This is a genomic window from Pseudomonas sp. CFSAN084952, from assembly GCF_009648855.1.
GTDB classification, from domain to species: domain Bacteria; phylum Pseudomonadota; class Gammaproteobacteria; order Pseudomonadales; family Pseudomonadaceae; genus Aquipseudomonas; species Aquipseudomonas paracarnis.
The window spans coordinates 1,082,792-1,104,170 of the sequence record NZ_CP045767.1; the positions used below are offsets into that span (position 1 = coordinate 1,082,792).

Annotated in this window: 21 protein-coding genes and 2 pseudogenes; 9 read left to right on the forward strand and 14 right to left on the reverse strand. The window is 59.1% G+C overall.

The features are described 5' to 3' along the window. Nucleotides 1-77: 77 nt before the first annotated feature. Nucleotides 78-732 (forward strand): annotated as a pseudogene (locus GH769_RS05060) (thiopurine S-methyltransferase). 90 nt (nt 733-822) lie between these two features. On the opposite strand, the gene htpX reads toward GH769_RS05060, so the two are convergent. Next, a complete protein-coding gene (gene htpX, locus GH769_RS05065; protein WP_003189904.1) occupies nt 823-1,710 on the reverse strand; it encodes a protease HtpX in 888 nt (295 codons plus the stop codon). Between the two features lie 304 nt (nt 1,711-2,014). Further along, nucleotides 2,015-3,226: a pyridoxal phosphate-dependent aminotransferase gene (locus GH769_RS05070; protein ID WP_003209058.1), complete on the reverse strand. Its 1,212-nt coding sequence runs from the start codon at nt 3,224-3,226 to the stop codon at nt 2,015-2,017. A 202-nt stretch (nt 3,227-3,428) separates the two neighbouring features. Between GH769_RS05070 and msrB the strand changes: the two genes are divergently transcribed. Both msrB and GH769_RS05080 read left to right on the forward strand, forming a co-directional pair. Next, nucleotides 3,429-3,821, forward strand: a complete 393-nt coding sequence (gene msrB / locus GH769_RS05075; RefSeq protein ID WP_014717680.1) for a peptide-methionine (R)-S-oxide reductase MsrB — start codon at nt 3,429-3,431, stop codon at nt 3,819-3,821. 147 nt (nt 3,822-3,968) lie between these two features. Then, nucleotides 3,969-4,454, forward strand: a complete 486-nt coding sequence (locus GH769_RS05080; protein WP_014717681.1) for a glutathione peroxidase — start codon at nt 3,969-3,971, stop codon at nt 4,452-4,454. 21 nt (nt 4,455-4,475) lie between these two features. On the opposite strand, the gene GH769_RS29315 is transcribed toward GH769_RS05080, so the two are convergent. The 3 genes and pseudogenes from GH769_RS29315 to GH769_RS05085 form a co-directional block, all read right to left on the reverse strand. Further along, nucleotides 4,476-5,222 (reverse strand): response regulator, encoded by a 747-nt coding sequence (locus GH769_RS29315; RefSeq protein WP_370712655.1) that lies wholly within the window; start codon nt 5,220-5,222, stop codon nt 4,476-4,478. Next, nucleotides 5,122-5,346, reverse strand: a complete 225-nt coding sequence (locus tag GH769_RS29320; RefSeq protein WP_371921769.1) for a DUF2486 family protein — start codon at nt 5,344-5,346, stop codon at nt 5,122-5,124. Before GH769_RS29320 ends, GH769_RS29315 begins: the two co-directional genes overlap by 101 nt. Beyond that, nucleotides 5,277-6,785 (reverse strand): annotated as a pseudogene (locus GH769_RS05085) (ATP-binding protein); the annotation flags it as partial. The gene GH769_RS29320 and the pseudogene GH769_RS05085, both read right to left, overlap by 70 nt. 164 nt (nt 6,786-6,949) lie before the next feature. Between GH769_RS05085 and GH769_RS05090 the strand changes: the two are divergent. Both GH769_RS05090 and GH769_RS05095 read left to right on the forward strand, forming a co-directional pair. Further along, nucleotides 6,950-7,840, forward strand: coding sequence for an ATP-binding protein (locus GH769_RS05090; protein WP_019820351.1), 891 nt, complete (start codon nt 6,950-6,952; stop codon nt 7,838-7,840). Beyond that, a complete protein-coding gene (locus GH769_RS05095) occupies nt 7,837-8,319 on the forward strand; it encodes a GAF domain-containing protein (RefSeq protein WP_014717684.1) in 483 nt (160 codons plus the stop codon). Before GH769_RS05090 ends, GH769_RS05095 begins: the two co-directional genes overlap by 4 nt. Before the next feature lie 70 nt (nt 8,320-8,389). Here GH769_RS05095 and GH769_RS05100 read toward each other — a convergent pair whose 3' ends face one another. From GH769_RS05100 to GH769_RS05130, 7 genes are all read right to left on the reverse strand, one after another. Next, nucleotides 8,390-12,025: a transporter substrate-binding domain-containing protein gene (locus GH769_RS05100; protein ID WP_032902970.1), complete on the reverse strand. Its 3,636-nt coding sequence runs from the start codon at nt 12,023-12,025 to the stop codon at nt 8,390-8,392. Between the two features lie 8 nt (nt 12,026-12,033). Continuing rightward, nucleotides 12,034-12,660 (reverse strand): response regulator transcription factor, encoded by a 627-nt coding sequence (locus GH769_RS05105; RefSeq protein ID WP_014717686.1) that lies wholly within the window; start codon nt 12,658-12,660, stop codon nt 12,034-12,036. A 249-nt stretch (nt 12,661-12,909) separates the two neighbouring features. Further along, nucleotides 12,910-13,311, reverse strand: a complete 402-nt coding sequence (locus tag GH769_RS05110) for a response regulator (RefSeq protein WP_014717687.1) — start codon at nt 13,309-13,311, stop codon at nt 12,910-12,912. A gap of 168 nt (nt 13,312-13,479) precedes the next feature. Then, on the reverse strand, nt 13,480-14,811 hold the full coding sequence (locus tag GH769_RS05115; protein ID WP_014717688.1) for a deoxyguanosinetriphosphate triphosphohydrolase: 1,332 nt from the start codon (nt 14,809-14,811) through the stop codon (nt 13,480-13,482). Nucleotides 14,812-14,976: 165 nt separating this feature from the next. Further along, entirely contained in the window at nt 14,977-15,318 is a 342-nt protein-coding gene (locus tag GH769_RS05120) for a hypothetical protein (protein ID WP_153649490.1), read from the reverse strand. Then, nucleotides 15,315-15,719, reverse strand: coding sequence for a phage holin family protein (locus tag GH769_RS05125; protein WP_005786473.1), 405 nt, complete (start codon nt 15,717-15,719; stop codon nt 15,315-15,317). Before GH769_RS05125 ends, GH769_RS05120 begins: the two co-directional genes overlap by 4 nt. A 2-nt stretch (nt 15,720-15,721) precedes the next feature. Continuing rightward, nucleotides 15,722-16,036 (reverse strand): YqjD family protein, encoded by a 315-nt coding sequence (locus GH769_RS05130; protein WP_019820355.1) that lies wholly within the window; start codon nt 16,034-16,036, stop codon nt 15,722-15,724. A 345-nt stretch (nt 16,037-16,381) separates the two neighbouring features. On the opposite strand from GH769_RS05130, the gene GH769_RS05135 reads away from it, so the two are divergent. Further along, nucleotides 16,382-17,590, forward strand: coding sequence for an ammonium transporter (locus GH769_RS05135; RefSeq protein ID WP_020301392.1), 1,209 nt, complete (start codon nt 16,382-16,384; stop codon nt 17,588-17,590). On the opposite strand, the gene GH769_RS05140 is transcribed toward GH769_RS05135, so the two are convergent. Next, nucleotides 17,577-19,307, reverse strand: coding sequence for a monovalent cation:proton antiporter-2 (CPA2) family protein (locus tag GH769_RS05140; protein WP_032903008.1), 1,731 nt, complete (start codon nt 19,305-19,307; stop codon nt 17,577-17,579). The genes GH769_RS05135 and GH769_RS05140 overlap by 14 nt on opposite strands. Before the next feature lie 173 nt (nt 19,308-19,480). Between GH769_RS05140 and GH769_RS05145 the strand changes: the two genes are divergently transcribed. The 3 genes from GH769_RS05145 (at nt 19,481) to GH769_RS05155 (ending at nt 21,087) form a co-directional block, all read left to right on the forward strand. Next, on the forward strand, nt 19,481-19,717 hold the full coding sequence (locus GH769_RS05145; RefSeq protein WP_014717692.1) for a glutaredoxin family protein: 237 nt from the start codon (nt 19,481-19,483) through the stop codon (nt 19,715-19,717). A 74-nt stretch (nt 19,718-19,791) separates the two neighbouring features. After that, entirely contained in the window at nt 19,792-20,127 is a 336-nt protein-coding gene (locus tag GH769_RS05150) for a hypothetical protein (RefSeq protein WP_003189932.1), read from the forward strand. A gap of 69 nt (nt 20,128-20,196) precedes the next feature. Then, nucleotides 20,197-21,087 carry a pseudouridine synthase gene (locus GH769_RS05155; protein WP_014717693.1) on the forward strand — a complete coding sequence of 297 codons (891 nt, stop codon included), beginning with the start codon at nt 20,197-20,199 and terminating at the stop codon, nt 21,085-21,087. A 55-nt stretch (nt 21,088-21,142) separates the two neighbouring features. Here the strand turns inward: GH769_RS05155 and GH769_RS05160 are convergent, their stop codons facing one another. Beyond that, a complete protein-coding gene (locus GH769_RS05160; RefSeq protein ID WP_003189935.1) occupies nt 21,143-21,364 on the reverse strand; it encodes a YgdI/YgdR family lipoprotein in 222 nt (73 codons plus the stop codon). Between the last annotated feature and the right edge of the window lie 15 nt (nt 21,365-21,379).

Here is a 21,379-nt window from a genome sequence, read left to right on the forward strand (position 1 = left end):
CGCCATCTTCAATCAGATCATTGATCTAAATCTAATATAAGTTTTAGCGCCTTTTGATCGAATTTTCGGAGTGATTCATGCAGCCTGAATTTTGGCAGGACCGCTGGGCGAGCAATCAGATCGGTTTCCATCAGCGCGAGGTCAATCCCTACTTGCAACGGCTGGCCCGTGTTGGGGTTGCCCGAGGGGGCAAAGGTGCTGGTGCCGTTGTGTGGCAAAAGCCTGGACTTGGTATGGCTCGAGAGCCAGGGGTACCCGGTAATGGGCGTGGAGCTGTCGGAGCAGGCGGTTGAGGCGTTCTTCAGCGAGCAGGGGCTGGTGCCGCACGTCAGTCATAAGGGCGTCTTCAAGGTCTACCAGGCGGGCCAGATCGAACTGTGGTGTGGCGATTTCTTCAGCCTGGATACGCAGGCGCTGGTCGGTTGCCGCGGCGTATATGATCGCGCCGCGTTGATTGCATTGCCTCCGCTGATGCGTGCGCAATACGCCGAGCACCTGAATGCCTTGCTGCCGTCAGGCTGCCAGGGGTTGCTGGTTACCCTCGATTACGACCAGGCGCAGAAAGCCGGCCCACCCTTTGCTGTCTCGGACGAGGAAGTGCAGGTGCTGCTAGCACCGCATTGGGCGTTGGAGCGGCTGGAGGAGCGAGACATCCTGGGGGAGAGCTGGAAGTTCGTGCAGGACGGAGTGACTCGCCTTGAAGAGCGTGCTTATCGGCTGACCAGGCTCTAAAAGGCCTTTTCCTTTTGTAGGCGCGAGCGGGGAAATCAGCAGGCACAAAAAAGGGGCGATTAGATCGCCCCTTGTCGAGTCATCCGGCTATCAGCCGCGGCGACGCAATGCGTCAATCCGCTCTTCCAGCGGCGGGTGGCTCATGAACAGGCGAGCCAGGCCCTGCTTGATGCCGCCGTTAATGCCGAAGGCGGTCAGGCTGTCGGGCATATGCACCGGCAGGCCCTGTTCAGAGCGCAAGCGTTGCAGCGCGCCGATCATTGCGCTGGTGCCCGCCAGGCGTGCGCCGGCTTCGTCGGCGCGGAACTCGCGTTTGCGCGAGAACCACATCACGATGGCGCTGGCCAGGAAGCCCAGGACCAACTCGGCGAAAATGGTCGCCACGAAGTAGGCAATGCCGCGGCCTTCTTCGTTCTTGAAGATGACCTTGTCGACGAAGTTGCCGATGATCCGCGCGAAGAACATCACGAAGGTGTTCACCACGCCCTGTACCAGCGCCAGGGTGACCATGTCGCCGTTGGCCACGTGACCGATCTCGTGGGCCAGCACCGCCTTGACTTCATCGGGCGAAAACCGCTCCAGCAGGCCCTGGCTCACGGCCACCAGCGCGTCGTTCTTGTTCCAGCCGGTCGCAAAGGCGTTGGCCTCATAAGCCGGAAAGATCCCCACTTCGGGCATTTTGATGCCGGCTTCTTGAGACAACTGTTCCACGGTTTGCATCAGCCATTGTTCATGGCGAGTGCGGGGTTGAGTGATGATCTGGGTGCTGGTGCTCATCTTCGCCATCCACTTGGAGATGAACAGCGAAAACAGCGAACCGGCAAAACCAAAGACCGCACAGAAAATCAGCAGCTGATTGAGGTTCAGATCAACCCCATTGGCCGCCATGAACCCGTTGAAGCCAAAAAGGCTCAGGGTGACGCTGGCAATCAGTACGACCGCCAGGTTAGTGGCCAAGAACAGCAGGATGCGCATCATGGTTGTAGAATTCTCCTCATGCTTAATATGTCGCTCACTGCGGGGTATATAAGGTGCGGCATGGGGTGATTCAACCGGGGGACTATTTCAAACTGTGTCCTACGCCTCGGGCGTAGGGCCTTGAAGGGATTTTCCGACCTGTATCGTCAGCCCTTATCAACCCGATACTACCTCGCCGCCCCGTGATTATAAGGGGTACGTCCTCGGCAGGGGCCAAATGAAGTACAACCGCAAGTAAGTGACGCAGAAGTGTTGCCAGATAATCGCTGTACGACCCCAAGTGAGTCGTACAGCGTCAATGGCCTTACTGGCGATAGGACTTCAGGAAGTTGCCGATGCGACCAATGGCCATTTCCAGATCATCCACGCGTGGCAAGGTCACTACGCGGAAGTGATCCGGCCACGGCCAGTTGAAGGCGGTACCTTGCACGACCAGCAGTTTTTCCGACAGCAGCAGGTCGAGCACGAACTTCTCATCGTTGAGGATCGGGCAGACTTTCGGGTCGATCCGCGGGAACGCATAGAGCGCACCCATGGGCTTCACACAGCTCACGCCGGGGATAGCGTTGAGCAACTCCCAGGTGCGGTTACGCTGCTCCAGCAGGCGGCCTTGAGGCAAGACCAGGTCATTGATGCTCTGGTAGCCGCCGAGGGCGGTCTGGATCGCGTGCTGGCTCGGTACGTTGGCGCACAGGCGCATGTTGGCCAGCATGTCGATGCCTTCTATATAGCTTTGCGCATTGTGCTTGGGCCCGGAGATGGCGATCCAGCCGGAGCGGAAACCCGCCACGCGGTAGGACTTGGACAGGCCATTGAAGGTCAGGCACAGCAGGTCCGGGGCCAGGGAGGCGGTGCAGATATGCACGGCGTCATCATAGAGGATCTTGTCGTAGATCTCGTCGGAGAACACCACCAGGTTGTGCTGACGCGCCAGTTCCAGCATGCCCAGCAATACTTCCCTGGAGTACACGGCGCCGGTGGGGTTGTTCGGGTTGATGATCACCAGAGCCTTGGTGTTGGGAGTGATCTTGGCCTTGATGTCGGCCAGGTCCGGGAACCAGTCGGCGCCCTCATCACACAGGTAATGCACCGGGTGCCCGCCCGCCAAGGTCACGGCGGCGGTCCACAGCGGGTAATCCGGGGCTGGCACCAGGACTTCATCGCCGTTGTTGAGCAATGCCTGCATGGACATCACGATCAGCTCGGACACGCCGTTGCCCAGGTAGATGTCCTCGATGCCGACACCTTCGACCTGCTTCTGCTGGTAGTACTGCATCACCGCCTTGCGCGCGCTGAACAGGCCTTTGGAGTCGCTGTAGCCCTGGGCGGTCGGCAGGTTGCGGATCACATCCTGGAGGATTTCGTCCGGCGCTTCGAAACCAAACGGCGCCGGGTTGCCAATGTTCAGCTTGAGGATGCGATGGCCTTCCTCTTCCAGGCGTTTGGCGTGCTTGAGCACCGGGCCGCGAATGTCATAGCAGACGTTGGCGAGCTTGTTCGATTTGCTGACCTGCATGGCGATGTGATCCTGAAAATGAACGATCCCGACGGCGTAGGCACTACCGTAGGGTGAAGCCTGCACGGCCCGCACCCATAAATACGTTTGAATGCCGATGGCGCGGGTGCCAGACTGGCGTTTTGAAGAGGCGCAATCATACGTGCCGTCTGATCCATGGAAAAGACACAGATCAGGGTTTTTCAGTTGCCGAGGTGTACCGATGGAAAAGTTGCAGAAAACTGTAGATGAATGGAAGGCGATGCTCGATCCGGAGCAGTACAACGTGTGCCGTCTCAAGGGTACCGAGCGACCGTTCAGCGGCAAGTACAACGCCACCAAGACCGACGGCGTCTACCACTGCATCTGCTGCAACGAGCCGCTGTTCGATTCCAAGGCCAAGTTTGATTCCGGCTGTGGCTGGCCCAGCTTCTATGAGCCGATTGCCGACAGCGCGATGGTCGAGATCCGCGATGTCAGCCACGGCATGATTCGTACCGAAGTCACCTGCGCCAAGTGTGACGCACACCTGGGGCATGTGTTCCCGGATGGTCCGCCGCCGACGGGCCTGCGCTACTGCATCAACTCGGTATGCCTGGAGCTGGTGCCGCGCTAGGCTTGCATGGTCCCTGCAGGAGCGAGCGTGCTCGCGAAAAACGTCAACAATAACGCGGGCTTCCTGAATGAACGCGGCGCCTGATGGTTTTTCGCGAGCAAGCTCGCTCCTAAAATAAGGCTCTTTTTTCCTGACTGAGGCATTGCCATGAGCGACTCCCTGCTGAGCATCCCTTGCACCACCATAAAGGGTGAACAAAAGACCTTGGCCGATTTTGCCGGCAAGGCCATTTTGGTGGTCAACACCGCCAGCAAATGCGGCTTCACCCCGCAGTACAAGGGCCTTGAGCAGCTTTGGCAGCAATACAAGGACCAAGGCCTGGTGGTGCTCGGCTTTCCCTGCAACCAGTTCGGCAAGCAGGAACCGGGCAACGAAGGCGCGATATCCGAGTTCTGCGAGCTGAATTTCGGCGTCAGTTTTCCGCTGTTCAAGAAAATCGACGTCAATGGCAGCGATGCCCACCCGCTGTTCGTGCAGTTGAAAAAACAGGCCCCGGGACTACTGGGTTCCAAGAACATCAAGTGGAACTTCACCAAGTTCCTCATCGGCCGTGATGGCCAGCAGGTCAAGCGCTTTGCGCCAACCACCAAGCCCCAGGACTTGACCCAGGAGATCGAAGCCCTGCTCAAATGACCTAAGCATTGCGGGTAGCCCTCAGAGGCTGATGGTCTTCGGTACCCACAGCTCCAGCAAGGCGTTGAGTTCTTCCCGGCGAAACGGCTTGGCCAGGTAATCGTTCATTCCCGCGGCCCGGCAACGCTCGCGTTCTTCGGCCATCGCGTTGGCGGTCAAGGCCACGATGGGCAAGTCCGGCCACCGCCCGCTGCGACGAATCTGTCGGCTGGCCTCATAGCCATCCATCACGGGCATGTTGCAGTCCATCAACACCATATCGAAGCGCTGATCCTCCAGCAGCTTGAGGGCTTCGCCACCGTGGGCCGCGACGATCACCTCGCACCCGAGCTTGCTGAGCATGCCCTTGGCCACCAGTTGGTTGACCGCGTTGTCCTCCACCAGCAGGATGCGCGCGCGGTGCGCAAGCGGTGCGGCTTCTATCTGCACCGGATCGAGGACCAGTTGCGCGTCGCTGCGCAGGTTGCGTTGCAGGATCTGGTACAGCGCGTTGCGGCTCAACGGGCGGGCTTGTTGCTGCAGCGGCGCCAGGGCCGCGACTTCAGCGCTGGGCAAAAAGTTGCCGTAGGCGGTGACCAGCAGAATCGGCGCGCTGATGCCCGGGCGCAAGCGGAACAGGCATTCAGGGCAGTCGGTGATCAACAGGTCGGGCGCCAGCCCGCTCAGATCATCGTCCTGGGAGTAGCAGCGCGGCGTCAGCCCCCAAGAGGGCAGCAGGGTGGTGAGCAGCTCCGTCAGCCCGCCGCCGGCGTTGGTGATGGCGATCACCTCGCCGGTGAGCGGTGCATAGCGTGTGGCAGGCAGATGCGCGGGCAGCGGGAGGTCGGCGCAGAACTGGCTGCCAAAGCCCACCTCCGAGCTGATACTCAAACGACCTTGCATGGCTTCGCACAGGTTATGGGTCAACGCCAGGCCCAATCCCGTTCCACCAAACTGGCGGGTGATGCCAGCGCCGGCCTGGGTGAATGGTTGGAAAATTTTCACTTGGGCTTCCTGAGCGATACCAATGCCGGTATCGCACACTTCGATGCTGACCCTGCCTGCCGAGGCGCGCAGGCGCACGTCGACGCGGCCAAAGCGGGTGAACTTCAAGGCATTGGAGAGCAAGTTGCTGACGATTTGCCGCACACGGGTTGGGTCGCCGATCACCTGGGCGGGAAATCGCGGGTCGATCAGGCAGGTCAACTCAACACTCGGCGCCGCGTTTTGCGACAGCAGGTTGGCGGTGTCCTCCACCAGAGAGCCCAGGTCGAACGGAATATGCTCCAGCTCCAGTTGCCCAGCGTCGAATTTGGACAGATCGAGGATATCGTTGAGCAACTCCACCAGCACTTTACCTGAGTCATGGGCAATGGACAGTTGCTGGCGCTGTTCGGCAGTCAGCGGGCTGTCCAGTGACAGGGCAATCATGCCCAGCAGCCCATTGAGTGGCGTGCGGATTTCATGGCTCATATTGGCCAGGAATGCCGCCCGCGCCTGGGCCATGCCCAACGCCGTCATTTTCGCTGCTTCCAGCTCATCGTTGGACTGGCTCAAGCGTAGGTTGCTGGCCTTGAGTTCAAGGGTGCGCGCCGAAACGATATTTTCCAGCTGCCCCAGGTACTCCGTGAGGCGGTCTTCGGCGTGGCGCCGTTGCTGGATCTCGGTTTCCATGTTTTCAAATTGCTGGTTAGCGACATTGACCAGCACGCCGATTTCATCGTGTTCATGCCCCGCGGGGCAATCCAGTCGCGCCTGTTTGCGTGTGCTCAGTTCGCGAATAATGCGCACCAGCGGTTGGGTGAGCATCACATAGAACAGGCCCAGCAAAATCCCGGTGAGCAGCAGGCTGCGGGCGAAGCCGTTGAGCAGGGTGATCTCGGCGCGATGCAGGAAACGGCTGCCAAAGGCATAGGTATCGACGTCCAGGCGTAGCACACCCAGGGAGTCGTTGGGCATATGGCTGAGAAACAGCCGGTCTTCAAACTGGCGATTGGCCCCAAACAGAAAATCGCTGACGGGCCGATAGTTGCTTTCTTTGCGCGGGCGGTTGACGTCGGCCAGCACCACGCCATTGTTGTCGATCAACTGCGCGCGGATGATGGCAGGGGAGTGCAGCAGGCCCAGGGTCAGTTCCTGGGCGAGTTCGGCATCGATGTTGTAGGCGATGCGTGACGCCGGGTTATGGCTGATTTCAATCAGTGAGCGTATTTCACGGTTGATGGATGCGTCTTCGCTGGCATAATCAATGCCGATTTGGATCAGGCTGAGCAAGGTTCCCAACACGAAACCGACCAGCACAGTCAATCTGGCTTGTTTATAAGACAAGCGGTGGGCGAACTTGATATCCATCGAGTGTTGAACCACTTAGCGTTTCCCTTCGCCCGGCAAGCATAGCTGAACATCCACAAGCTTTGGCTTGCCCGGCATGAATCGTTTGTTTGATGCAGCCCATGCAGTGTGCCGCAGGGTTGCCAATACGCCATCTTTTGCAAGAACTTGCCAGAGGAATAGCTGTGGATTCTCGATTGAATGCCTTTCTTGAGCGTGCCGATGCGGTGCTGGCTCGCCTGGAACCGTTGTTACCCGCACCGCGCCAAGCGATCGACTGGAACCAATGCCTCGCCGCCCGTTGGCAGCGCGAAGGCCGCAATGGCTTCCTGTTGCCGCTGGAGGTCAGCCTGGACATGCGCTTGTCGGACCTGATAGGTGTCGACAAGCAACGTGAACAACTGGCGCGCAACACCCAACAGTTCCTCGACGGTTTGCCCGCCAACCATGCGCTGTTGTGGGGTTCGCGTGGCACCGGCAAGTCTTCCATGGTCCGTGCCTTGCTCGCCCAGCACGCCAACGCGGGCCTGCGCTTGATCGAGATCGAGCGTGACCACCTGGCGGACCTGCCGCGGGTGGTCGAGCAACTGATCAAGCTACCACAACGCTTTATTTTGTTTTGCGATGACCTGTCGTTCGAGGCCGGCGAAGGTGACTATCGGGTGCTCAAGAGCGTGCTGGATGGCTCCCTGGAGCAGGCGCCGGAAAACGTGCTGCTGTATGCCACGTCCAACCGTCGCCATCTGGTGCCGGAAAACCAGAGCGACAATGACAACTGGAAACGCGTGGATGGCGAGTTGCACCCGAGCGAGGCGGTTGAAGACAAGATTGCCTTGTCGGATCGTTTTGGTTTGTGGTTGTCTTTTTACCCGTTTAGCCAGGAGCATTTCCTGGATGTGGTGGAGCACTGGATCGGTGAGCTGGCCAGCAAGGCCGGCTTGCAGTGGCAGCGCGATGAACAGCTTGATGTCCTCGCGGTACGCTGGGCCACTGGGCGCGGCAACCGCAATGGTCGGTGTGCCTATCAATTCGCCCGTTACTGGGTAGGTCTCAAATTGCTGGAACGTCAACCATGATCGATCTACAACAGGCCGGCAGCGGCCTTGATGGCTATGCCATGCTGTGCGCGCAACTGGAGTCGCTGTTGGCTGATGAACGCGATTTTATTGCCAACAGTGCGCAGTTTTCCGCGTTCCTGTTCAACCAGCTGGATGACTTGAACTGGGCGGGTTTTTACCTTAATCGCAATGAAGAGCTGGTGCTTGGGCCATTTCAGGGGCAAATCGCCTGTGTGCGCATTCCGTTCGGTCGTGGCGTGTGTGGTGCGGCTGCGGCAACGCGGCAAACCCAGCGCGTGGAAGATGTGCACGCATTCCCAGGCCATATTGCCTGCGACAGCGCTTCGAACAGTGAATTGGTGGTGCCCTTGGTCAAGGACGGTCAATTGATTGGCGTCCTTGACCTCGACAGCCCGTCCTTGGCCCGGTTTACCCCCCAGGACCAGGTGGGGATCGAGCGCTTGGCGGCGATTTTCCTGCGATTGACCGACTGCTGAAGCGGCGGGTGTTTATGCCGGTAGCGCAAGGAGCGCGTTTGCTCGTTCCTTGGGCTACCGGCTGTTGCACTTATTGGCCTGGCAGCTCATCCAGCTGAACCTGCAACATCTTTTCCAATTCCAGCATGAGTTGTTCCAGTGCCTTGATGCCGCTTTCGATCACCGCCCACTCCTCATTGCGAGAGCAGGTTTGCTCCAAGGCTTCGCATTGCCCCGCCAATGAGTGGGCTTGCACGATACGGGCCGCGCCTTTGATCTTGTGAGCTTGCTCAATGATGTCTGAGAGGGGCGCGTGTCGATCCAGCAGTTCGATAAGCAGCTGGCGGTCGTGAAGGCTGCTGCTCAGCAGTTCCTCCAGCAAGCGTCGACTCAAGTGGGGATCACCGCCGGTCAGCGCTTCCAGGCATTCGAGGTCCAGCCGTGGGTGCACGGCTTTAGGGACAATGTGTGTCAGTTGGCGCTCCAGCACGGTAAGGCTGATGGGCTTGAACAGGCAGTCATCCATGCCGGCTTGCACGCACCGTTGCCTTTCCTCTGGCTGGGCGTTGGCGGTAAAGCCCAGTACCACGCAGGGCACCAATTGCTCGCGCTGCTCATACTCACGGATTGAGCGACTCAGTTCATAGCCATTCATGATGGGCATATTGCAGTCGGCAATCACTAAGTCGAAATGCTCTTTACGCCAGGCCTGGAACCCCGCTGCACCGTGCTCGGCAGCGGTGAATTTATGGCCCAGGTAGCCCAGCTGCTGGCACATCAGCAGGCGGTTCGCCGGGTGATCGTCGACCACCAGTACATTAAGCATCAGTGCGGTAGCCGGCTTTTGCGGCGTTTGGTCACCTACCGGCTGGACCGCTTGCAAGCGGGGCATGCTCAGGTTGACGTGCACCTGGGTGCCCACCATGGGCACGCTGCTCAGGCTCAGTTGGCCGCCCATCATCGCGCACAGGCTGCGGCAGATCACCAGCCCCAGGCCCGCACCACTACGGGCCAGTTGCCCGGAATTGTCTGCTTGCGCAAAGGGTTCGAACAGGCGTAGTTGGTCCTCCCGACTGATGCCGATGCCGGTGTCTTCCACCACCAGTTTCAGCTCGATCTGCTCCGGTGCCTGGGTAGGCTGCAGTTCAACCTTGATCTTGACCTGCCCCTGTTCGGTGAACTTGATCGCGTTGCTCACAAGGTTCGAGAGCACCTGCTTGAAGCGCAGCGGGTCTATCAGCACCTCGATATCGTTAAGGTCGGGCTTGAACTCCAGCAGCAGGCTGAGGGTTTTTTGCCGTGCAAGACCGTCGAACACGCGCACCACTGATTCAATGACCTCCCGCAGGTTCACGCGCTCCGGCGCCAGGCTGAGGCGGCCCGACTCGATACGCGCGATGTCGAGGATGTCACCGATCAGTTCCAGCAGGTCTCTGGCCGAGTTGTACGCCACTTCGATTGCCGGACGGTCAAGATGCCCTTGATCGGCGCGCTTGAGCGTCAGTTCGAGCATGCCGATCACGGCGTTCATCGGGGTGCGAATCTCGTGGCTCATGGTGGCCAGGAACGTGCTCTTGGCGCGATTGGCCTCGTCGGCACGCTCCTTGGCGGCGCGCAGTTCATCGAATAGCTGGCGTCGGTCACTGATATCGATCCAGCCACCGATGATGCCTTGGACTTCACCCGTGGAGTCGCGGTAAGGCAGGATCCAGTGGTAGATGGTCAGTTTCCTGTCGTGGATATGCAGGCTGCGATCGAGGATCAGCGGGTTGCCCTCGGCCACCACGCGCAGATAGTCAGCATGGTACTGGGCCGCCTCCGACTCCAGGGCCATGCTCATCTGGGTCACGCTTTTGCCGATCACGTCTTCACGCTTGACGTCGAACACCTGCAGGTAGCTGTCGTTGCAGGTCTGCAGCAGGCCATTGCGGTCGCGCACGTAGATCGGATGCGGCGTCTCATTGACCAGCGCGCGCATGAACTCGAACTGATCGTTGAGGGCGCGTTCGGCCATTTTTCGATGCTTGATCTGGCGCCGCATGTAGGCGTTCCAGGCCAAGGAAATCAACAGCAACAGGCCGGTGCCGATGATGATGCGCGCGATCAACTGATGATAGTTTCGCCAGTAACTGTCGGACGCGGCGGTGTAGCCCCGCCAGCGGCTGTTGATCACGCCCATTTCATCCGGGGCAATGCTGAGCAGGGCCTTGTCGAGGATCGAGCTCAACTCCGTGGCTTGGCGCGAGGTGGCCAGGGTGAATGTTGCGGGGGTGGTGCCGATGCTGGCGCTGATTTGCAGGCGGTCCTGGAAAACCTGGGAAGACAGGAAGTAGTTGGCGATCACCAGGGTGTTCACGGCCCCATCTACTTGTCCCTGTGCGAGCAGCTCGGATGCTCTGAATGTATCACTGGTTTCCACCAGGTGAATCTCAGGAAAGTCCTTGGTCAAGGTTGCGGCCAGGGGGTTACCCTGGGTTATCGCCAGGCGCTTTCCGGCCATTTGCTCCATGTTCGACGGCGCTCCTGGCTCTTTGCGCGTCAACAGCACATAGGAGTTTTCGAGGTAAGGGCGGCTGAAATTAAGTTGTGGGTCTCGCTCGTTGCTGGGAACGATGGCCCCGATCATATCGACTTTCTGGGTCGCGACCTGGTCGATCATCGCGTTGACGTCGCGCCCACGTTGTACCGAAAAACGCAGGCCGGTGCGCAGGCGGATCAATTCCAGCAGGTCCGCGGTGATCCCGCGAAAGTTGCCGTCCGCATCGAAAAATGTCAGTGGCGCGAAGGTTTCGTTGACGATGACCCTCACCACCGGGTGGTCTTTGAGCCAACGCTCTTCGCGCTGGGTCAGTTGCAGTTTCTTGTCGGTCAGCAGGATATCGCTGCCGGCGCTCCAACGCTTGGCGATGCTCTCCCGTTCATTGATGGGCACCGAAGCCAGCGCTGAATCGACAATGCTCAAGAGCATCCGGTTGTCTTGACGCGTGGCAAAGCTGAAGCCATAAGCTTCATGCTTGCCGAAGTTGGCCATGCGAATGTTTTTGAGGTAGCCCTTGTTGATCATGTAATGGGTGGAAATGGTGTCACCGAGAAACACATCCGCCTGGTCGAAGGCCACTGCATTCAAGGCATTCTGATAAGAGGGGTAGGCGCGGATGATCGCCTTGGGGTACAGCTTTTCCACCTCATTAAGCGGCAGGTAGTGATAGACAAGGCTCAGGCGCAGCCCGTCGAGGCCTTCACTGAGGCTGCGGGTTTCTCCCTCGCGTGTGACCAGGACTGGCTGGTCTACCGCATAGGGTTCGGAGAGGATCAGATTCGGCGTTGCAGCCTCAAAGCCGTTGGAGGAGCCCAACAAGTCGATTTCCCCGGCTTCCAGGGCGCGAATGGCAGCCGCCCGGGACGGGTAGCGCATCACAGTGATGGGCAGGGAGAGTGCCTTGGCCAGCAATCCCGCGTAATCGGCGGTAAGGCCTTCATAATCATGTCCGCTGGACGTGAGGTCAAAGGGTGGGTAGTCAGGACTGGATGTACCCAGCGTTAGTTCACGTTTGTTATGCAGCCACTGGCGCTGGGCCTTGTCAAAATGAGTGTCCAGTTGTACAGCTCCCGCACGACTCAAGAGGGTGAAGCGTTCCGGGCTGGTTTGGTGCTCTGCCAGCACAGTTGTGCTGAAGTACAAACCGGCACTTAATATAATCAGATAGTCCTTTATACGCCTGGGCATCCGCTTTCTCACACTAGCGCGTTTCGTTTTGCCAACTCGATGAGGTCGACCAAGGATTTGGCTTGGAGTTTTTGCATTAATCTTTTCTTATAAGTACTGACGGTCTTGTTACTCAGGAACATACCTTTGGCGATTTCCTTGTTAGTGCGACCTTGTGCAAACAGTTGCAGCACCATCAGCTCCCGGTCGTTGACGGTCTTGAACAGTTCCAGCTCCTGAGCATCCATGCCTTCCGTTCCGGGGCCATTCAAGGCCTGGCTGGGGAAGTAGTTGTAGCCGGATAGCACCGCGCGGATGGCGCTCAGCAACTCGCTCAGGTCACCCTCCTTGCACACATAGCCCTCTGCCCCCGAGCGCATGCACCGCGTGGCAAACAACGTCGGACATTGAGCCGTGAGGACCAGGGTTTTCATCGAGGTGTTCATGGCGTTGAACCGGCAGAGCACCTCAAGGCCATCAAGTTTCGGGATGCTGATGTCGAGAATCACCAAGTCTGGAAGGCATTCACGCACCATCTGTATGGCATCGCACCCGTTATCTGTTTCGCCGACGACTTTGTAACCTTCATGTTCCAGCAACATTCGAATGGCAAGCCGGATAACGGGATGGTCGTCGATAATAAAAACTGAGTTCATAGTCACATTCCATGCAGGTGCAGATAAAGCGGGCACATTAGCTCAGAAGGTGAGTCCGCAGTATGAAGCTCGCAAGGAGTAGATGCAGAACAGGAAAGTTCCTACATTTAAAAAGGTATAGACCTACAAGTTGTTAGGTAATCGTGACAAGGCATGTGAGCGTTTCGAGGTCGATCATGACAAGACGCAAGGCTGGGGAATTTACGGCGGGCCTCGTATCTATTTTCGTTGAAAGGAATGTTTAAAATCCTACATGAGGGGGTCGAAAGTTAAGCCGATTAATATTTCAAGATCATCTTTGTTCAAAGGTTTTGGCAAATAGCCAAGGAGGGGGAGATTTCGTTGCGCGGCTTGTGTCGTCAGGTTGACCAGTTCTGGCGTAGGTAAGCCGCTCAACAGGATGGCACTGCTGATGAAGCGTCGGCGGCTGGCGATTTCCACCAGTTCAAGCCCAGGCAGGTCTGGCAGGCATTGGTCGCATAACATCAGGTCGAAAGGGTGTTCGGACTGGCTCATCGCGCGTATGGCCTGCTCGGCATTTTCCACCGCGGTCAGTTGGTCGAAGCCGAAACTTCTGAGCAGGCATTGGGTGGCCAGGAGTTGAAAGGGGTGATCCTCCACCAAAAGAATACGGAGAGAATAGCTGGGCATAAAGAGCACACAGTAAGGCAAGCGTCGATGGGGGCAGTAGGAATGACTCGGCTGGTCCGTTGGGAGCGCGCGTGATTATTCTTCGAGTGTCTGTACGAATTCGATCAGGCCGCTCTGTTCCCGTCGTAGGGCAATTCGCTTCAGGGAACAGGTTGCCTGATGAAGTCGTTATTGGGGGCCGGAGCGCCCGGTCATTTCTCGTGCCATTTCGGTGGCGTAGCTGTCGGTCATACCGGCGATGAAGTCGATCATCCGCAGGAACGAGGCGTGCAGTGACCAGGCGGGGTCTGGCGCGCTATTGCCTAGCAGGTCGAGAATGCGCCGGTTCTTGAACGACGGGGTGCGCCCGCCATGTTGTTCAAGGGCCGCGCCGCAGAAGGCGTTCAGCAGGATTTCCAGGGTGGTGTAGGCCCCGATTTCATGCAACGTCTTGCGCTTGTCCTGGAAGATTTTCTTGCGCGCCATGTCCTTGGCATCCAGCACGCAGCGCTTTGCCGGGCCGTGCATGTGCTCCACCAGATCCCCCGGCAGCGTGCCGGCCAACAGGGCGTCCTGTTGTTCGACGAACGCCTGCGCCGCTGCGTTGGTCAGGTGCTCGATGGCTTTGCCGCGCAGGATCGCCAGCTTGCGGCGGCGCGAGTCCATTGGCCCCAGTTGGCGATAGGTTTGTGGCAGATCATCGCCGACCAGGTCCAGCAGCAATGACTCGACTTCGGCGTACTCCAGCAACTCCATTTCCAGGCCGTCTTCCAGGTCGATCAACGCATAGCAGATGTCGTCGGCGGCCTCCATCAGATACACGAGCGGGTGACGCGCCCAACGTTGTTCCTCCAACTGAGGCAACCCCAGCTTGTGGGCGATTTGCTCAAGAATCGGCAGCTCGCTCTGGTAACAGCCAAACTTGTGTTTCTTGTAGCCCAGCGAGTCGGCGTGGCGGGCGGTCCAGGGGTATTTAAGGTAAGTGCCCAAGGTGGCGTAGGTCAGCCGCGTACCGCCGTCGAACTGATGGTATTCAAGTTGGGTGAGCACCCGAAAACCCTGGGCATTGCCTTCGAAGTTAAGGAAGTCATTGCGTTCGGCGCTGCTCATGTCATCCAGCCAGCCGCGCCCGGCGGCCTGTTGGAACCAGTGGCGAATGGCGTCTTCGCCAGAGTGCCCGAACGGTGGGTTGCCGATGTCATGGGCCAGGCAGGCCGATTGCACCACCATGCCCAGGTCGCTCGGGTCGCACCAGTCGGGCAGGGCGCCGCGCAGGGTTTCGCCTACGCGCATGCCCAGGGAGCGCCCCACGCAGCTGACTTCCAGCGAGTGGGTCAAGCGTGTGTGGATATGGTCGTTGCTCGTCACCGGGTGTACTTGGGTCTTGCGCCCCAGGCGCCGGAACGCGCCAGAGAAAATAATGCGGTCGTGATCTTTGTGAAAGGGACTGCGGCCCAGTTCTTCAGGGCTGTGCAGGGGTTTTCCAAGACGTTCGCGGGTCAACAGGGTGGGCCAATCCAAGGCAGAGGCTCTCCGTAGGGTGAATGACAGCGCCAGCTTCCCGGTTCGGCCTTTATGGGGCAAGCGAATCCAGCGGTCGGCCGCGTCAGTATCAATTAACAGGCAGCGCAAAAAACCGCAATGACCAGCAGTTGTCTGGTCGTTGCGGTCATTGGCTTTCGAAGGTCAGCTTTTGCGCGAAGCGCCTTGCATGGCCAACTTGATCAGTGGGATCAACCCGGCACCCAGCCGCACCAGGCGCGTGATGCTGCTGATACTGCCGCCCTTGGCGCCCTTGCCGGTAAAGAAGCCCATCAGCGTGACCGCCGCCACGCCCCACAACGGCGCGTGCTTGATGCCCAGGCTGTCCTGCCAGTTGTGGCGCATATTGCGCATTTTGTGCAGGGGGGCCATGAGTTGTTGGGACTCATGCCGGATTTCCTGGCGGTGCATTTCCATGCGCAGGCGGATCAAGGCTTTGCGCATTTTCCGGCGTGACGTATTTTGCGGGATCTCAGTCATGCTCATGGCAGCAGGCGCTCCCGGTCATTGGCCAGTTCTTCGAGCGTGGCATGGAAGGGCGTGGACTCATCGAATACCGCCGCCTTCAAGCGCACGCCGCAGAACGCAGCGGCCAGGCTATAGAACACGCAGAGGCAGATGATGCCGGTCAGGCGATAGCCCGTGTCCCACACCAGGATCATCACCAGCGTCGACAAGCCCACCAGCAACAGCAGGGCAAACACCAATGCCAGGCCGGCAAACAGCAACAGGCTGACGGTACGGGCCTTTTGCTCTTGTAATTCAATGCCGAACAACTCGACATGACTGTGCAGCAAGCCCAGCACAGCTGCGCCCAGGCGTCGGGAAGTTGAACCGCTTGCTGAGGAATGTGCGCTCGTGGATGAGCTGGATTCGCCGATAGACATGGTTAGCGCCTTGTAGCCAATAGACCGATCAAAAAACCTACGCCGGCAGCAATGCCGACTGACTGCCATGGGTTGGCTTGCACGTAGTCTTCAGTGGCAGTGATCGCCGCCTGGCCGCGCTCGCGCAATGAGTCTTCGGTCAGTTGCAGGGTCTGGCGGGCCTTGAGCAGGCTCTCGTGGATCTTGGTGCGCAGCTCGTCAGCCTGGTCACCGGCCAGCACGGCAGTGTCGTCCAGCAGCTTTTCGGTATCGCTGACCAGGGTTTGAAAATCCTCCATCAGTATCTCTTGAGCAGTCTTTGCTGTTTTACCGGCCATGGTTATCTCCGTGGGTAGCTGATCTGTACGTGTGGTTTCGAGTCGCGGCGTTCGCTGAAGGTTCACTGCAATTGTGTGGTACAGCTTTTGCTTTGCCTTGGTGCGCAGGCCCTGGAGCCTGCGCTGAATCCGGGCGGTCGAGGTGAAAACCTTGAAAAACCTTACCCTAAATCACTTAACTTCGCGGAAAAACCCTGTCGGCAACGGCCTGTTGTGTTGATCGCTGCGCTAAAGCGGTTCACGCCCTCTGAAGAAGGGCGAGGCCGGCGGTGCCAATTTAGTGCGCGAAACCCTGGCTTGAACCGCTTTGGTGCTTTTTGCCTTGATGCAGGCCTGCCAACCTCCATGGAAAACTTGCAAAGCGCGATGGACACCCTCGTCCACAGTTCCAACACCTTGTTCATTCTGATTGGCGCGGTCATGGTGCTGGCCATGCACGCCGGCTTTGCCTTCCTTGAAGTTGGCACGGTGCGCCAGAAGAACCAGGTTAACGCCTTGTCGAAAATCCTCAGTGATTTTGCGATTTCAACGCTGGCCTATTTCTTTATAGGCTATTGGATCTCCTACGGTGTGAGCTTCCTGCAACCGGCCGCCGTGATCAGCGCCGATCATGGCTACGGCCTGGTGAAGTTTTTCTTCCTGCTGACGTTTGCCGCGGCGATTCCGGCGATCATTTCCGGTGGGATTGCCGAGCGTGCCAAGTTTGCGCCGCAGCTGTGTGCCACCGCGTTGATCGTGGCGTTTATCTACCCGTTCTTCGAAGGTCTGGTGTGGAACGGCAACCTTGGCCTGCAAGCTTGGCTGCTCGCAACCTTTGGCGCCAGCTTCCACGACTTTGCCGGTTCCGTGGTGGTTCACGCCATGGGCGGCTGGCTGGCGCTGGCGGCGGTGTTGCTGCTGGGCCCGCGCAATGGGCGTTATCGTGAAGGGCGTCTGGTGGCGTTTGCGCCGTCGAGCATTCCTTTCCTGGCGCTGGGCTCGTGGATTTTGATCGTGGGCTGGTTCGGCTTTAACGTGATGAGCGCCCAAACCCTCAATGGCGTCAGTGGCCTGGTGGCCGTCAATTCGCTGATGGCCATGGTCGGTGGCACCGTGGCTGCTCTGGTAATTGGCCGTAACGATCCTGGGTTTCTGCACAACGGTCCTTTGGCCGGGTTGGTGGCAATCTGCGCCGGTTCCGACCTGATGCACCCGGTGGGCGCGCTGGTCACGGGCGTGGTGGCTGGTGGCTTGTTCGTATGGTGTTTTATCGCTGCCCAGTCGCGCTGGAAGATCGATGACGTGCTGGGCGTGTGGCCATTGCATGGCTTGTGCGGTGTGTGGGGCGGCATTGCCTGCGGTATTTTCGGGCAGGCCGCCCTCGGTGGGCTGGGCGGCGTGAGCCTGATCAGCCAGTTGATCGGCACCGGGTTGGGCGTGGCCGTGGCGTTTGGCGGCGGCTTGCTGGTGTACGGTGTGATCAAGCGTGTGCAAGGGCTGCGCTTGAGCCAGGAGCAGGAGTATTACGGCGCAGACCTGTCGATTCACAAAATCGGCGCGGTCAGTCAGGACTGATCGGCGCGTCTTCGTCAGTGTGTTCCGGTGGGTAGAAACCGTGCAGCAGGCGATAGTGGTTGCGCCGTACTTCGTTCACTCGCGCCTGCACCTGTTGGTCCGGCAGACCCAGCAGGATCAGGGCATGGGAGGCGAGCATCAGGCTCGACTCCAACAGCTCGGGCACCACTTCGCTGGCGCCCGCGGCCTTGAGCTCAGCCAACTGGCTGTCATCGCGGGTGCGCACCAAAATCGGCACGTCAGGGTTGATCTGCCGTGCCTCCTTGAGCACCACCAGCGCGACATCGCTGTTGTCCACCGCGATCACCACCAACCGCGACCGTTCCAGGCCGACGGCGCTGAGCAAAGCGCCACGGCGGCAGTCGCCGTAATGCACGCTGCTGTCCTCGGTGGCGGCTTCCTGCACCCGTTCGGGGTCATCATCCAGGGCGATAAACGCCTGTTGTTCGCGGCGCATAAAGCGCCCGATGGACTGGCCTACCCGGCCATACCCGCAAATCACCACGTGCCTATGCAGTTGGGCGTTGAGCGCGGTGATGTGTTCCAGTTGCACTTGCTGGTTGGGCTTGCGATGCAGGCGCAGGGCGATGGCCGGTGCCGCACGTAACAGCAGTGGTGTCAGCAGCATTGAGCAGAAGGTGGCAGCCAGTAGCAGGCCGTTGAACTCATCGGGAATCAACCGGCTCTGCTGCATTTGCGCCATCAGCGCAAAACAGAATTCGCCGCCCTGGGCCAGTGCCAGGCCGCTGCGCCAGGCCGTTTCGGTGTCGCTGTCACGCCACTTGACCAGCGCCGCGACGACCATGCCTTTGACCAGCATCAACGTGAGCGTCAGGCCGAGGATCAACAGGCTGTGGCTGACGAACAACTGCAGATCGATGAGCATGCCGATGCTGACAAAAAACAGCCCCAGCAGGATGTCGCGAAACGGGCGGATATCGGCTTCGATCTGGTGTCGGTAATGGCTCTCGCCCAGCAGCATGCCGGCCAGGAACGCGCCGAGGGCAGGGGACAGGCCCAGCAGGTGGGTGAGCCAGGCGGTGAGCAAGACAATCACCAGCGCCAGCAGCACAAACAGCTCCGCCGAATGAGACGCGGCGACTTCACGGAACAGGCGCGGCAGCAACCAGCGGCTGGCGAACAACAGGCCCACGAACAGCACCACGGTCTTAGCCAGCGTCAACGGCAGCGCCCAGTACCAGGCGTGGTCGCTGCTGCCGGCAAACACCGGCACCAGTGTCAGCAGCAACACCGCCACGACATCCTGGAACAGCAACACGCCTATCGCATTCTGGCCATGACTGCTGAAGATTTCCCCGAGGCTGGTCAATTCCTTGCTGACAATGGCCGTGGACGATAACGCCAGCCCTGCGCCCAGCAATAACGCGATGCCAGGCGCGAGGCCTAAGCTCATCAACAAAACGCCCAGCAATGCCCCGCACCCCAGCACCTGCAGGCTGCCCAGGCCAAATACCACGCTGCGCAGCGCCAACATTTTCGACAAGGAAAACTCAAGCCCCAGGGAAAACAGCAGGAACACCACGCCCATCTCGGCCAGGTCCGGCAGGTCTTCGTTGTCATTGACCCAGTCCAGCGCGGTGGGCCCCACTGCCAGGCCCACGCACAGGTAGCCCAGCACGGGAGGCAACTGCAGCCGGCGAAACAACGCAATCACCACCAGGGATGAAGCCAGAATAATCAGCAGGTTGGCGAACACAGGCATCTCCGTTGCAGGGTGAGCGGCAAAAAGCCGCGAGAATCGCTGAATCAGTTATAGGCCATGGTGATCTGGGTCAGGCTTTTTGCACCGTAGGAGCGAGCAAGCTCGCTCCTACAAGGGGCTTGTTGGGCTTAGAATGGAGATTCGTTTTGTGACCGAGTCCTTTCATCATGCTTCCTGAATGCCAGCTGTTCGGCACCCTGGGTTGCCATTTGTGTGAGATCGCCGAAGCCGAAGTCATGCCGCTCGTCGAACACGGGCTGTTGGTGGAGTTGGTGGATATCACCGATCCGCAGGACCTGACAGACGTCTACGGCCTGCGGATTCCGGTGCTTCGCCGCACGGACACCGGGGCGGAACTGGACTGGCCGTTCGACACCGAGCAGGTGGTTGCCTTCCTGCGCTGAGCTTTATGCGATGGCGGCTTTTCAAATATTCAGTTACTGTATATTCGTACAGCGATTGAATAGAGGGAACGCCCGTGGTGAATGTTGAACAACTTAAAAGCAGCGTCAATCGCATGTCCGCCGATGTGGTGCGTGACGCGGTGAACGAACTGCGCCTCGATGGCTTGGTCACGGAAGGCAAGACGCCGTTTAACAAAGTGCATTTCAACACCTGCTTCGCGGAAATCGAGGCGCTGTTCCAGCGCGCCGGTTATCACAAGCAGCTGGATGTGGTGGGTTATCAGGGCTTGCTCTACGCGCTGTATGACCCAGGCCGTTGGGAAGCGGTGGACGTGCTGCGCTGGCTCAAGGAATTCACCGAGGCGGCGAGCGCCTCGCCGGTGCTGCGGGCTCAACTGGCCAAGGCCTGAGATAGGCCCTAGGCAATCGCGCGCCATGGGCGATAATGCCCGCCTGTTTTCCAGGCTTTGAGCGTCGGCATGTCCACTTTGGTTTTTTCCCCCTCCCAGCACCAAGCCAGCACCCTGTACTTGCCGCCGGGCTCCTGGGTGACAGTGCTCGATTGCCTGTGCGCACACTTCCCGGCCATTGGCCGCGAACAGTGGCTGGACCGCATTGCCCGCGGCCGGGTGCTGGATGTCAATGGCAACCCGATCAGCCTGGGCCTGGGCTACAAGGAAGGCCTGTGCATCTATTACTTTCGCGAAGTGCTCAACGAGAAAGTGATTCCGGTGCAGGAAAACATCCTGTACGCCGATGAACACCTGGTGGTGGCGGACAAACCGCATTTCCTGCCAGTGACACCCGCTGGCGAGTACGTCGAGCACACCTTGTTGCGACGCTTGATCCGGCGCCTGGACAATCCCGCCCTAGTGCCTCTGCACCGCATCGACCGGCATACGGCGGGGTTGGTGCTGTTCTCCGCCAACCCGCACAGCCGTTCGGCCTATCAGCAATTGTTTCCCACACGGCGTATCGACAAATTCTACGAAGCCATCGCACCGGCCTTGCCGCACCTCAGCTTCCCGTTGGTGCACAAAAGCCGTTTGGTGGATGGCGAGCCTTTCTTTCGCATGCAGGAAGGGCCGGGGGCCAGCAACACCGAGACGGCGGTAGAGGTGCGCGAGAAAAACGCTGATCTATGGCGCTACGGCCTGTTCCCGGTGACCGGTAAGAAGCACCAGCTGCGCGTGCATATGACGGCACTGGGGGCAAGCATCTGTAATGACCCGTTTTACCCCGAAGTAATCAAGGATGCCGAGGACGATTACGCCAAGCCACTTAAGCTGCTGGCCCAGGGCGTGCGCTTTATCGACCCGGTGAGCGGTGAACAACGCAGCTTCCGCAGCCAGATCACCCTGGACTGGTAAACCCCAGGAACAACAAGGCCCGCGCTAGGCGGGCCTTGTGTGCAAGCGCTGAAGCTTACAGGTCTTTAACGGTGCGAACCTGATCTTTGTTGATACGGGTGTGCTTGCCGTCCAGTTGTTCGAATTCGTAGAAGCCCGAATCTTCATCGTATTTCGGGGTGTCGACGGCCTGGATTTCGCGACCGTCATTCAGGGTGATCACTGTTGGCGAGGCGCAACCGGCGAGGGTGGCGAGGCCCAGTGCAAGCATGAGAGCGGCGATGGTCCGTTGAGTCATGAGTTTGTCTCCGAG